This window comes from Alcaligenes faecalis, assembly GCF_041521385.1.
Taxonomy (GTDB): Bacteria; Pseudomonadota; Gammaproteobacteria; order Burkholderiales; family Burkholderiaceae_B; genus Alcaligenes; species Alcaligenes faecalis_E.
In genome coordinates this window covers 742255-754714 of record NZ_CP168006.1, presented here as the reverse complement: position 1 = coordinate 754714, position 12460 = coordinate 742255, and the positions used below count along the sequence as shown (strand labels likewise).

Sequence of the window (12460 nt, the reverse complement as noted above, 5' to 3'; positions counted from 1 at the left end):
CAGCTATCGTCAGGGTCAGCACTTGGCTGGCTCTGACAAAACAAGTTTTCAATACAGACCTGGTCCGCTTGGCCAGGTCTTGCCATTTTAGGAAGGGCGATCGCCATGCGTGATTTGTTCGCTCAGGAACCCGCCGCACCCTTGGCCGAAGCATTGCGCCCCAAAACCCTGGATCAGGTGGTGGGGCAGTCTCATTTGCTGGGCGAGGGCAAGCCTCTGCGTCTGGCTTTTCAGTCCGGCAAACCACACTCCATGATTTTCTGGGGGCCCCCAGGTGTGGGTAAAACCACGCTGGCTCGTTTGACAGCCAGTGCGTTTGAATGCGAGTTCATCGCCTTGTCCGCCGTTTTTTCGGGTGTGAAAGATATCCGTGCCGCCATGGAGCAGGCCCAGCAGAATCTGGCGATGGGCAAGCAGACCATCCTGTTTGTGGACGAGATACATCGCTTCAACAAGTCCCAGCAAGACGCGCTGCTTCCGTATGCCGAAAGCGGCTTGGTGACCTTTATTGGCGCCACCACGGAAAATCCGTCGTTCGAGGTTAATTCGGCCTTGCTTTCACGGGCCCAGGTTTATGTGCTCAAGTCCCTGACGGATGAGGAGCTGAAGCTGTTGCTGCGCCGTGTACAGGAGCAGAACGCGCTGGATGGTCTGGAGTTTGAGGATCAAGCCGTTGACACCTTGATCGGCTATGCGGACGGCGATGCGCGCCGCTTCTTGAACCTGCTGGAGCAGACCAATACGGCCGCCAAGACCTCCGGCACCGAGTTGGTCACGACAGATTTCCTGCAAAACGCACTCACCTTGAATTCACGGCGTTTTGACAAGGGGGGCGACAATTTCTACGACCAGATTTCTGCTTTGCATAAATCGGTGCGCGGTTCCAACCCGGATGCCGCCTTGTATTGGCTGACCCGGATGCTGGACGGCGGGGCTGATGCCCGCTATTTGTCGCGCCGCATCATACGCATGGCTTGGGAGGATATCGGTTTGGCCGATCCGCGCGCCATGCAGATTGCCAACGATGCTGCCTTGACCTTCGAGCGTCTGGGTAGTCCTGAAGGCGAACTGGCGCTCGGGCAGGCCGTGATTTATCTGGCTATCGCCGCCAAGAGCAATGCCGGTTATATGGCATACAACCAAGCCCGCGCCTTTGTGAAGCAGGATAAAAGCCGCGAAGTGCCCGTGCATTTGCGCAACGCGCCCACCAAGCTGATGAAAGAGCTGGGCCACGGTCATGCGTATCGCTATGCGCATGACGAGCCCAATGCCTACGCGGCGGGTGAGACTTACTTGCCGGACGGTATTCCCGATCCGCATTGGTATCAGCCCGTGCCCCGTGGTCTGGAAATCAAGATTGCCGAAAAAATGGAGCGCCTGCGTCAGTTGGACGAGCAGGCCGGTAAGAAAGACAGCTAAGACAGGACAGGCGCTTGCTTGGCCTGTCACCTTCGTATTTCCCGATGTCTCGCTACGGCTTGCGCTGTGCTGCGCTTGTGGTGGCTTGTGGTTAAAATCACCAGATCAATCGGGATTGAACCATCACCTATATGGCTATTAAATGTTAGATCTGAACCAATTACGCAAAGACTTGGAGCCGCTGGTACAGGGCCTGGCGAAACGTGGCGTGCAATTTGACACCGAGCGTTTCCAGCAACTGGAAGCCCGCCGCAAAGCGGTACAGGTGGAAACCGAAACCTTGCAGGCCGAGCGCAATGCACTGGCCAAACGCATCGGCCAGCTCAAGTCCAAGGGCGAAGACGCCAGCGAGGCATTGGCTCAATCCCAGCAGATCCCGGTGCGTTTGAAGCAACTGGAGCAGGACCTGTCCCAGGTACAGGCCGAGCTATCCTCCTGGTTCGCCACGATTCCTAACCTGCCGCACGAAAGCGTGCCGGTGGGCGAGTCCGAAGAAGACAACGTCGAAGTACGTCGCTGGATTCCCGGTCCTAAAGATGATCAGGGCAAGCCTGCGCACATCACCTTTGAGCCGCGTGATCACGTGGACCTGGGTGAGCAGTTTGGTCTGGATTTTGAGGCAGCCCGCAAGCTGGCTGGTGCCCGTTTCATGGTTCTGCGTGGCCCTCTGGCCCGTTTGCACCGTGCTCTGGCTCAGTTCATGCTGGATACCCAAGTGGAAGAGCACGGCTACACCGAGTGCTACACCCCTTACATCGTGAACGCGTCCACCTTGTACGGCACAGGCCAGTTGCCCAAGTTTAAGGACGATATGTTCTGGGTCACCAAAGGTGGTCAGGACAACGAGCCAGCGGATCCCGCCGAGTCCAAACCTGAAGACCTGTACCTGATCTCCACCTCCGAGATCAGTTTGACGGGCATGGTGCGCGACGAGATTCTGGCTGGTGATGCGTTGCCTATGCGTCTGACTGCTCATTCCCCTTGTTTCCGTTCGGAAGCCGGTAGCGGTGGCCGTGACACCCGTGGCGTCATTCGCCAGCACCAGTTCGACAAAGTAGAAATGGTGCAGATTGTTCACCCCGAACAATCCTACGAAGCATTGGAGTCCATGGTCAGTCACGCCGAGCACGTTCTGCAGGCTCTGGAGCTGCCATATCGTGTCGTGCAGTTGTGTACTGGCGATATGGGTTTTTCTGCCGCCAAAACCTACGACCTGGAAGTGTGGCTGCCAGCACAAGACACGTTCCGCGAGATTTCCTCGGTCTCGAACTGCGAGGCTTTCCAGGCCCGTCGTTTGCAAGCGCGTTTCCGTGCCGACAGCAAGGCACGTCCGGAGTTTGTGCATACGCTGAACGGTTCCGGTCTGGCCGTAGGCCGTGCCTTGGTTGCTGTGCTGGAAAACCACCAGCAAGAAGATGGCAGCGTGATTGTGCCCAAGGTTTTGCGTCCTTATATGGGTGGCCTGGAACGTTTGGTGCCTGGGCAGTAACGCATTTGGCTGAATAGAAAAAGGGCTGATGACCGTCATGGTCCCCAGCCCTTTTTTAATGTTGGTTCCGTTCTGAAGGATTAGTCGTCATCCCAGTGGCGTTCCTGCTGCTTGCGCCAGCGTTTGTGTGCGCGTCGCTGTTCTTTGCGCCACTCCTTGTTGGAGCGACCATATTCCACGTAGCCGGGACGATAGACATAACGTGGCGGGTGGTAAACCACAGGTGGGGGAGAGACATAAACCGGGCGTTCCACAACATGGGCGGGTGGGTAGTAGATCGGCCCGTAACCGATACCGGGAATACCGACATTGATGTCTACATTCACACCACCTGCAAAGGCGGTGCTGGTGCCCAAGACCATCAAACCGGCTAATAGTAGTTTTTTCATATGCTGCACCTCTCGTGAGTCTAGCTGCAGCGATTGTTGCCCAAAACCTGTGGTCCAAACGTTAGGTAATCCTGGCAAAGCACTTCCAAACGCAACATGGCTTGTATGAGCTATGCCAGGGGTTTACCTTTCTTAACACATGTGTCGCCCTGCCCGGCAGGACAGGGCGGGCACATGAGCGTATCTAGAAGGTATGGCGTTCAACCTGACGATGGCGGATTGGGCGACGGTTGTAGTTCGCATGTAGCTGTCGACCGTGCACAGAATCCATTTGCTTGTTCAAGTGTGGGGTACGGCGTGGGTTGCGCTGTGCAGGCTCTGCGCGAGGCTTGGAATTGACTTCCAAAAACCAGAGGCAGAGCGCAGCCCAGAAAAACAGCGACAGAATACTGACTAGTCCACCTCGTAAGGAAGCATAGCCTGTCGCCTCTGAGGCCTGGATACGCAAGACATCGGACAGGATTGGGATGGAGCCTAAGGTTTCAACCACCAGGCTGCCTGGTACACGAAAAGCCCAGCGCAGAGTCTGGAGAATCTCATTGAGGCTATATATACCGTCGCCGTTGGCGTCGATAATCCATTGGAAGGTTTGCATGACAATTCCTTTTATCAAGTCCGGCAAGTTGCGCCGGAATTACAAGGACTGCCTTAAAAAGGGCAGGGCTGCGATGCATCAATGTGTGCTTCCAATATAGGCCTGCGGCTCAGGGGGGACAAGTGAAATAGGCTGAAGTAAAGGGTAAACCCTTGATCGTTCAGCCTTCTTTCTTGGGACGTCGTAGCGGGTATTGAGACAGCCCCTTTTAAAGGGGAGGGCGGCTTAGCGGGTTTAGTAGCTGCTGCGTATAAAACTCCCGCCTGATAAATCTTCAGCGAAGTATTCAGTACGCAGGCCTGTTACGTTGCCGACCGGGTTGACCGTGAAATCCAGATACGAGACTGAGCCTTCGACGGCATTTTCACCCAGCAGGCTGAAAACGAAGCGAGAACCGTCCCAGTGGAGTAGCTTGTAGGACGATTGACCGTGTTTGCCCAGATTGAGTGTCAGCGTACCGTTTTCGAGGGTGACGGAGGCTTGTCCGTAATAGTCATTGTTGTATGTGCCAGTGTAGCGTTCCAGTGGTAGAGGGGGGAGAGGTGTGGCAGGGGGTGTTTTGCCCGCCAATGAGCCGAAAGGTTGAAACATTTCCTGCTGGAATTGATCATGAATGACGGTGTACCAGTCTTGTGAGGTGGTGCCGTCACGTACGAGCTCGATAAAGGAAATGGCACTGGCTTCGGCGACACCGCTGGGCGCGGCATTCGTAAGAACCACAATGCCAAGTGCAGAATCCGGCCAGTGCATGAATACGGTAGAGGCTCCCAGTAGAAAAGCTCCCGAGTGCGAGTTCAGGCGCTGGCCATAGGGGTCATTGCCGACATTAAAGCCAAAGCCGTATTGTGTGCCGGGTGGAGATTGGCGCACCAGTGCGGGTTCCAGAGCAGCGGGTGCGAATAGCTTGCGACCGTCGGCACTGGTCCCCATGCCTTGCAACAGAGTTAGCCATCGCGCCATATCGTGTGCGCTGGAACTGACGCCACCAGCGGGGGATTGTGCATCGGGCTGGCGTTGATATAAAGCCTGGTAGCGTCCGTCCTGCCAACTATGGCCTATGGCACGATTATCCTGGGCGATGAAGTCGGCAAAGCGCGAGCTGCTGCGGCTCATTCCTAAAGGTTGGTATAACTCACGCTCTGAAAGTGTGGCCCATTCGGTGCCGGCGGCGTTGGCTACAGCCTGGGCCGCCGCAGTCAGGCCAAAGTTGGTGTAGGCGTAGTGGCTGCCCAGTTGCTTGACGGGCACATACCGCAGGCGGTGCAAAATGGTGTCGCGGTCATAGCCCAGATCCTCCAGTTGGTCCCCTGCGTGGTCGGGTAAACCCGATCGATGGGCGTAAAGATCACCGACGCTGGGTTGGGGGCCATCACCAGCAAGCCGAAAGTCCGGTAGCTGTGTGGCTACGGGGGTGTCCCAGGTGATGACGCCAGCATCCACTTGAGTGGCAACGACGGTGGCGCCCACCGACTTGGAGACCGAGGCAAGCTGGAACACAGTGTCTGGCGTGATGGGCTCGGGTTTGCCTGCCTCGCGCACACCAAAGCCTTGGGCATAACGTAGTTCTCCATTCCAGACAACGGCCACGGCGACGCCAGGTACACCGGATCGCTCCATTAACTGCGGCACCAGGGTTTGCAAGCCTTGTATGCCACGTTCGAGCTGTCCCTCCGTGAGGTCGCTGGAGGGCGTGTAATCGTAGTTGCCGCTGCAAGCGGCTAGCAGCAGGCTGGTGGTACTGAGCAGTGGAATCAGCAGACGTTGTGGTGAGAGCAGGGAAATAGACATGGTCAAAGGGCTTAGCGGGGAGAGGAGGACAGGTTCGTGCGGCTCCAGACATGTTTATGCCATTCCGATGGACAAACATGAAAGCAGGCTTTGAAGAGCTTGCTAAAGCTGGACTGATCGGTAAAGCCGCAGCGCCAGGATAAGGCGCCCAAGTGAAGTTGAGGAGGGTGTTTGAGGAGCGGTTTAGTGCGTTGTAGACGAATTTCACGCAGGGTTTGCATGACTGAGGTGTTATGTCGGGCGAAGGCCGCGTATAGGCGCGTGCGCGAACAGCCTATACCTGTCGCGATAGCGGTAGCGTCCAGTTCGTGTTGATGTAGGTTGCACACCATCAGACGTAGAGCGGCTTGGTAACGCCCTTGGTGCTGGTTCGCGGCAGTGTCCGCAGGCTTGCTCAGAAACTGTTTCCCCAAGTTGTGCAGCATGAGCATTGCCATTGAACGGGCTTGCTTGAGTAACGCCGCATATTCGTTGGCATCCAGTGTGGTTGGGCTCTGTACTAGCAGGGCCATTTGGTTCAGTTGTGTGTTCAGGGTGGGGGCTAGTACAGCTTGTGGCGGAACCAGGAGCATGCCGACCCATCGGTGCGCTTGTTTACGCCACGCCTCAAAGCGCAGTGCAGGCTCTGTATCGCAAGAGGAGAGGCGTTGTGGCGGGCAGGACTCGGTCGTTGGCGGCATTCGAGGATTCTGTCGTCGGAAAAGGCGTTGCTTGGGTAGAGGAGGGAGCGCATCACTTTTTTGTGATGCTAGAGAGCTTGGTTCCGCTTGTCTATCGTTGAAAACACCGTTGGGTGTCGCACGCCATGATGGCTGCTTGTTCAAAATGTGGAGCTTTGTTAGGCAGCGCAATTAGTTCAACGTCAAATAATTTTGCCACGGCCTCAATCGAGGATGACAAGCGGGTTTGGGGCATTTGTCCCAGGTTGTGGTGAGTTGTTCCAGGGAGTTCAGATACAGGTAGCCCAGTATGCAGCGCCGGTGTTGTTTCAAGCGTGATCAAGCAATGTCACCGTGACAACAAGGTGTGGGGGCGCTCTCTTGGTGTCGTCTGCGCAAGCCGATCTTGTGAAAGGGTTTCCCCGCATTCGTTTTTAATGCTTGTCATCGTTTGCTATTTCATCTATATTTATGGGCTTGCTTGTAACCACATAAGCAATCGCGGACAGGTGGCAGAGTGGTCGAATGTACCTGACTCGAAATCAGGCGTACGTGCAAGCGTACCGTGGGTTCGAATCCCACCCTGTCCGCCACTTCTTCTTTGAAGATCAATAGTTTACGGCAACTAGGGCGCAATCCTTGTTGCCGTTTTCTTTTTCCTCTTCCTGTTCTTGTGACCAAAACGTGACTGTGCTCGCGTGGGCTGCCAAGTGACTTGGGGCCAGGTGTGCGTACTTCTGCACCATCTCGATGGTCTCCCATCCCCCCAATTCCTTCAGCACCATAAGCGGAGTTCCGCCTTGGACGTGCCAGCTGGCCCAGGTGTGACGAATGTCGTGGAACCGGAAGTCTTCAATCCCGGCATCAGCGCATGCCTTGATAAACATCCTGTCATCCCCGCCCCGAATCTGTTTGCTGTTGCGTGACAGTACATAGCGAGGGTGGCTGCCTTTCCTGCGACGAATCACTGCCAGTGCATCATCGTTAAGCGGGATGCTGCGGGCTCGGCCAGATTTGGTTTGATCGTTGCCAACCCAGGCTGTATGTGCCCGCTCGTTTACCTGAGTCCATTCCATCCCATATAACTCAGCTTCACGCATGCCAGTCGCAAAGCCTAGAATGCAGGCATCTTGCAGCCACGGTTGAGGTATACGGCTAATGAGTGCCATAGCCTCTGCGCGTGAAATCCAGCGAATTCGCTTCTTCGGCTCCGCAAAGTTTGGGAGTTTCGGTGCGTGGTGAATCCAGCCCCAGGTTACGCACATGTTGAGCATGCTGCGGATTGTGGCCAGGTAACGGTTCTTGGTGGCAGGCGAAAGAGGCTGCGCTCCTTGGTGCTTGTAGGTCTTGTGTGTAGGAAGACCGTCAAATATGACGTCTGCTGTAATTTCACCTACCGTTAAATGACCCAAGTATTGACGCCAGTAGGCTATGTAACGGACTTTCGAGTCGTAGTCAGACTGATCTTCGTGGGCTGCCAGAAAGCGCAACGCTGCCTCGCTGTATGAGCGAGGCTTTTGTTCACCGAGTTTATGTTGTCGCCAGAGCTGGGCTTTCAGGCGGTCGTGGTATTCCTGCGCGGCCTTTTTGTCCGCTGTGCCAGTAGAGTGTCTAATTCTCTCTCCGCTCGGCGCATAGAAATCGACGTGCCAGATACCTTGACGTTGTCGGATTGACATTGTGTTCTCCTGTCACCGACCGACGCTATCCGAGTGACGTTGTAATTCGGTTGAGTGATCTTTGCAAGTTGGGAAGGCCACACTCGCCAGATCCGGCTATCAGGCAGCCGGAAGGCAAGTTTGTGTCGTCGTTGCCAAACCGTTTGATATGAAACGCCAAGTCGCTCGGCCGCTTCCTTCAATGAAATCGCTGATTCATTCATGCGACCTCCCATAAAAAACCCGCCTCGGGGGCGGGTAAATTCCAATCTTTGGCTGTTCTGGCCAGGACTTCCAAAATTCGATCTTGCATTAGCGGGCTTGTCGAAACTCCTGCAGGAACCGCTGGCGGAACTGCTCTGTATCCAAGTCCGTGGTGCGCACCTTGGTGTTTTCGGGGTTGTTCATCCAGTTCCACATGCGTGTGCTGAGCATCTGGGCTCCGGTGATCTGGCGCTGCAGATCCTCAATTTCGCAAGCGATGCATGCACGACCGCGATGCGCCTGGGCTTCACTGTGTTTCTCACAGCTGTAGTTCATGTCTTTTTCCTGATCAGATAATTAAAGGGGCAGGCTGTCCACCCACTTGATGAACAGCTCCCAGAGTGTTTTGCGTCCCGCCTCAGCGGCTTCGGGTGAAATGCTCATGCTCCAGGCTCCTTGGGGACTGGAGCCTGCCGCAGCATCTTGAGTAGGGCTGTCCGGTACTCACCCAGGCTCAGATACGAGATAGCGGACGCATCGCAGGCGACAAAGGCCTCGATGTTGGCCAAGGTTCTTTGTTGCTGGTCGGCTTGGCCCGCCATGTCGAGCAGCGCGAGGATATTTAGTGGGTGAGCTACAACGTCAACAAAAGGCCCGAAGTGACGGTTACATGCGTCTCTAGCATCCTCGGCCGCTCTGCGTAGGCGTTTGCGCTCTTCGTAGCTTAGGCTAGTCATTGACCGCCTCCTTGATGGCAGCGCATTTGCAAGGCAATACGGTCGCCTCCCATTGCCCAGTGAAATGAGGCGTCACTGTGCAGCCATCAGAAAGCCACTTGCCCAGTATCTGGCCTGCGTCCTTTTGATCGGTTCGCGTGAAGTCCATAGCGCCGGTCAGCACGCCGCATTGGCAAACGGCGACAAAGCCAGTCGGTTTGCGTTTCATGCCTGCTCCTTACGGGCTGCGTCGATAGCGGCGTCATACTGCTTCCGGTCAATCGTGATACGTGTGACAGGGATACTGTTGGCGCTGCGGAACATGGCGTGAACCATTTCAGCCAGGGCCGCATCCACCTTGTCGGCGTCCTGTTTTTCGAGCAAATCACGCATCACGTCTGCGCGATGCCAGCCCAGATATCTGGCAGACAGTTTGCGTGTGTTTATCCACTCCTGAACGAACTCGGTTTTGTTGAGCCATTCCTCAAGTTGTCCGGAATTTCCGGATAACTGAGCCTTTGCAGCCTCCAGGGCATCACTGATAACCTGGTCAACACTGCGCGACTTCCACATTTCCTGTGGTGGATCTGACATAAGCATTACCCCATGGCATGTTCTCGCCAGATCAAGAGCTTCACATAGCTGGGCTATCAGCTTCCTATCAGCACCGCTTACAGGCTGCTGCAGAAGCGAGACCGTTTTTTCCAGCTCGTCCGCAATCTCGTTTTTTCCGGCACGGCGAAGCGCATTGAGCGCAAGAATCAACGCGCCGCCGTTCACCAATGTATCCGCTGGCGTGCGTGAATCGGGCTGCACCTGGGCGGCAACGGGGGCGGCAGGGGCTGCGGTGAATTTGCAAAGTGGGTGATGATGATCAATTCCGCACAGCGGGCCGCCGCAGGCAAGCGGAATACCCATCTCTCCAAGTCTCGGGTCGTGTGTGTTTGTCATCGTTTCTTCTCCATTAATTGCAGGTTGAACGCTTCTTGCGGGGTAGACCGCGCCTGGTTGTGTGGGTGGGTGTTCATGCAAATTCCTTTTTGACGGAGCATCTGCGAGCAACCTCTACAAGCCACTCAGCCAAAAGAGGCGGGGTGTGCTCTCGCTCTGCCTTTGTGATGCTTGGCAGGCGCGGATAGCTTTTGGTTGGTCTGACGCAGTGCGTTGGCTTGCCTTCTCTATGAGGAATAGCGGGCAAGTCGTCAGGATCGATCCCGACGATGTAGAACCATGTTGATTTCTCTGCCCGGTGACCGAAGTGGAATTGATTGATAGATACACTCCAGCCCCCCCATGCGTCTGGGAAACGGCCAGGCGCTGGCATGCCGCAGTGCGCGAATAACGTCGACTCTGCTGGGTGCTCGAGAACACCGCCGTATGTGCGCACTTGGTTAACAGCCCAAGGCCCTAGCGCTTTTTCATCTTCACGTGGTTTTGCGAATTGCCGGAGCCTGCCCCATGTGCGGCATGGTGGATGTGCAACGACAGGCATACCGCCTTGGAAAGTTCTTGCATCACGCTCAATGTCGTATACCTCACAAGCTTCCAGCTTTTTGTAGATGCTGTCTTGGCGCGCAAACAGGACAGCCACCACCGGTTCATTGTTCACTCTCTGGCTCTCCATCCGTTCTCACCCCAAACCACACAAGAGCGTTCCAGCTCATGGCACAGGGATGCATATCCGTTATTGAAATGACCATGAGTGCTTGTCTTGTGCAGGAGCACGCGCACTTCCGGGTCATGGCGAAGGGTAAAAAATTGCCCCGGTTCGATGTGTCGAAGGCGGGGCAGGGGTCGGGCAAATTCGGCTTGTCTGGCCATGCGGCCTCCGTTTTCATCTACTGGGACGTCAGAGCTTTTGCCCTGGCAGTGGGGGTAGCAGATTCATCTATCTGTCTGGTTACTCACCAGCGAGGGCCAACGCACCATCCAGGATGGAGCGGATTGATTTCGTCACCTTCTCGGGCTGACCTAAGTCCACCACTAGTTCTGTGGCTTCGAGGTCGATTCCTGCAGCGTCAGCGAACGCCTGGGTGGTCTTGGCAAGCATATAAACGTAGGCGCGCAGCTTGCGTGCCTCCTCAGCGGTCGGCGCTGGAGATTCAATGGTGGTCATGAGTGGTTCCTAGAAAAGAAAAACCCCGGTTGAGTAAATCAAGCGGGGTTATGGGGTGTTGCTGTAGTCGTGATGCTTCATAGGGGAGGCATCCTATGTTTTAGTCACAGAGGTTCGGCTATGCTGTGCGGGCATTCGATCAATTTTTTCATAGGTGCCCTCATGGATAATGGTCCAATAGTTTTTCGCGAGTATCGTGGGATGCGGTTTGCTGTGGAGTGCTATCGCATTCGTTCTGACGCAGATGCTTGGGAGTGGGGAGTGGTTATCTGCGATCAGCATGGGGAAAGTCTCACTCCTGAGCGTCGCGATCATGATCATTGGCATCCATCATATGAGAAAGCTAAAGAGGCTGGGATAGCCATGGCGCAGCAAATGATCGATAAGATGGTTGCTAATGAGGCCTAGCTAGTGCGCTCTCCGCCCAGCAATTCCACGATACTGGCGAGCAAGCCGCTCAGCTCCGAAGCCATCAAGGTCATGTCGGCATCAAAGATATCGTCATCGTTGACGGCATAGATGTCCTGTTTTTCAGTCAGGATGTCCAGTGGGGCCACGCGTTTGACGTCCAGCGCGTCGGTCAGCACAAAGCTGATGCGATCTGCCCAGGTCATGGCCAAACGGGTGCATTGCTTGCCGGCTTCAACGTGCTTGCGCACTTCGTCAATGTCGGCGCTTTGCTTCACGTAGCGCACGGCAGCGCCGCTATCGCCGGTGGAACGCAGCTCAGTGTCCTGGTCCACAGTAAAGTTGGCCAGTTGTTCTTCGTCCACCAGCCAGGAGGTCATGGCCGCACCGGGCGATTGCTCGGTGTACAACGGCTGTACGGGGAAGGGTTCCACACTCTTGGCTAACAGACCCAGAACTTCGTCACTCTTAGCCACGGCTGCAGCATCAATCACAAACCAATGGTTTTGTGTGTCGATCCACACCATTGTGTCGCGCTGCACAGCATGAGAGCGGGGCATCAAGTCAATGATGATCTGCTCTTTGATTTCCTTCATCTGCTTGCGGCCTGGCTTGAAGCCTTGCTGCTCTTCGATTTCGCGAGCCTTCTCGCGTGCCGACTGGTTGACCACGGCGCTGGGCAGCAGCTTCTTTTCAGCACGCATGCAGATCAGATACTGTCCATTCACCTCATGGACCAGCTCACCACCTTCGCGCGGCGGCACCCAGCCCAGGCTGAGCGGTTCCTGGCTGGAGCCAGGGGTGAAGCTGTGTTTGGCCAACATCTCGACCAGTTGTTGAGCTGAAACCCCGAAATGGGGGTCCAGACGATAGATACGCAGGTTTTTAAACCACATGGGTGTATTCCTTTCAGGATGGGCTATGCTCTTAGAAAACATCTAAGAGGGAGGTGGCATGGCTATTGATTCGCCGTATGAATGGGTGATCGTTGAGAGTTTCGTCACGAACGATCCATCTGG

14 protein-coding genes and 1 tRNA gene are annotated in these 12460 nt (G+C 55.5%); 4 read left to right on the top strand and 11 right to left on the bottom strand.

Going from position 1 to position 12460, the window contains the following annotated elements:
• Positions 1 to 105 precede the first annotated feature (105 nt).
• Positions 106 to 1419 (top strand): replication-associated recombination protein A, encoded by a 1314-nt coding sequence (locus ACDI13_RS03615; protein WP_316989748.1) that lies wholly within the window; start codon positions 106 to 108, stop codon positions 1417 to 1419.
• Positions 1420 to 1561: 142 nt separating this feature from the next.
• A complete protein-coding gene (gene serS / locus ACDI13_RS03610) occupies positions 1562 to 2908 on the top strand; it encodes a serine--tRNA ligase (protein WP_316989749.1) in 1347 nt (448 codons plus the stop codon).
• Positions 2909 to 2988: 80 nt separating this feature from the next.
• Here the strand turns inward: serS and ACDI13_RS03605 are convergent, their stop codons facing one another.
• From ACDI13_RS03605 to ACDI13_RS03590, 4 genes are all read right to left on the bottom strand, one after another.
• Entirely contained in the window at positions 2989 to 3297 is a 309-nt protein-coding gene (locus ACDI13_RS03605) for a hypothetical protein (protein WP_316989750.1), read from the bottom strand.
• A gap of 184 nt (positions 3298 to 3481) precedes the next feature.
• Positions 3482 to 3892 carry a hypothetical protein gene (locus ACDI13_RS03600; protein ID WP_316989751.1) on the bottom strand — a complete coding sequence of 137 codons (411 nt, stop codon included), beginning with the start codon at positions 3890 to 3892 and terminating at the stop codon, positions 3482 to 3484.
• Between the two features lie 234 nt (positions 3893 to 4126).
• The gene (locus tag ACDI13_RS03595; protein WP_316989752.1) at positions 4127 to 5680 is read right to left on the bottom strand and encodes a serine hydrolase; all 1554 of its coding nucleotides are present in this window, start codon (positions 5678 to 5680) and stop codon (positions 4127 to 4129) included.
• Between the two features lie 11 nt (positions 5681 to 5691).
• Positions 5692 to 6360: a helix-turn-helix domain-containing protein gene (locus ACDI13_RS03590; protein WP_316989753.1), complete on the bottom strand. Its 669-nt coding sequence runs from the start codon at positions 6358 to 6360 to the stop codon at positions 5692 to 5694.
• Positions 6361 to 6842: 482 nt separating this feature from the next.
• Between ACDI13_RS03590 and ACDI13_RS03585 the strand changes: the two genes are divergently transcribed.
• Positions 6843 to 6932 (top strand) — tRNA-Ser (locus tag ACDI13_RS03585).
• Positions 6933 to 6947: 15 nt separating this feature from the next.
• Here ACDI13_RS03585 and ACDI13_RS03580 read toward each other — a convergent pair.
• The 6 genes from ACDI13_RS03580 to ACDI13_RS03555 form a co-directional block, all read right to left on the bottom strand.
• Positions 6948 to 8018 carry a site-specific integrase gene (locus tag ACDI13_RS03580; protein WP_316989754.1) on the bottom strand — a complete coding sequence of 357 codons (1071 nt, stop codon included), beginning with the start codon at positions 8016 to 8018 and terminating at the stop codon, positions 6948 to 6950.
• A 291-nt stretch (positions 8019 to 8309) separates the two neighbouring features.
• Entirely contained in the window at positions 8310 to 8537 is a 228-nt protein-coding gene (locus tag ACDI13_RS03575; RefSeq protein ID WP_316989755.1) for a hypothetical protein, read from the bottom strand.
• Positions 8538 to 8641: 104 nt separating this feature from the next.
• Positions 8642 to 8938, bottom strand: a complete 297-nt coding sequence (locus ACDI13_RS03570) for a hypothetical protein (protein WP_316989756.1) — start codon at positions 8936 to 8938, stop codon at positions 8642 to 8644.
• On the bottom strand, positions 8931 to 9146 hold the full coding sequence (locus tag ACDI13_RS03565; RefSeq protein ID WP_316989757.1) for a hypothetical protein: 216 nt from the start codon (positions 9144 to 9146) through the stop codon (positions 8931 to 8933). Before ACDI13_RS03565 ends, ACDI13_RS03570 begins: the two co-directional genes overlap by 8 nt.
• On the bottom strand, positions 9143 to 9868 hold the full coding sequence (locus ACDI13_RS03560; RefSeq protein WP_316989758.1) for a hypothetical protein: 726 nt from the start codon (positions 9866 to 9868) through the stop codon (positions 9143 to 9145). Before ACDI13_RS03560 ends, ACDI13_RS03565 begins: the two co-directional genes overlap by 4 nt.
• Positions 9869 to 10817: 949 nt before the next feature.
• Positions 10818 to 11033, bottom strand: a complete 216-nt coding sequence (locus ACDI13_RS03555; protein WP_316989759.1) for a hypothetical protein — start codon at positions 11031 to 11033, stop codon at positions 10818 to 10820.
• Between the two features lie 162 nt (positions 11034 to 11195).
• Here ACDI13_RS03555 and ACDI13_RS03550 point away from each other — a divergent pair, with 162 nt between their 5' ends.
• Positions 11196 to 11441: a hypothetical protein gene (locus ACDI13_RS03550; protein WP_372372709.1), complete on the top strand. Its 246-nt coding sequence runs from the start codon at positions 11196 to 11198 to the stop codon at positions 11439 to 11441.
• Here the strand turns inward: ACDI13_RS03550 and ACDI13_RS03545 are convergent.
• Positions 11438 to 12337, bottom strand: a complete 900-nt coding sequence (locus ACDI13_RS03545; protein ID WP_372372707.1) for a recombination-associated protein RdgC — start codon at positions 12335 to 12337, stop codon at positions 11438 to 11440. The genes ACDI13_RS03550 and ACDI13_RS03545 overlap by 4 nt on opposite strands.
• Between the last annotated feature and the right edge of the window lie 123 nt (positions 12338 to 12460).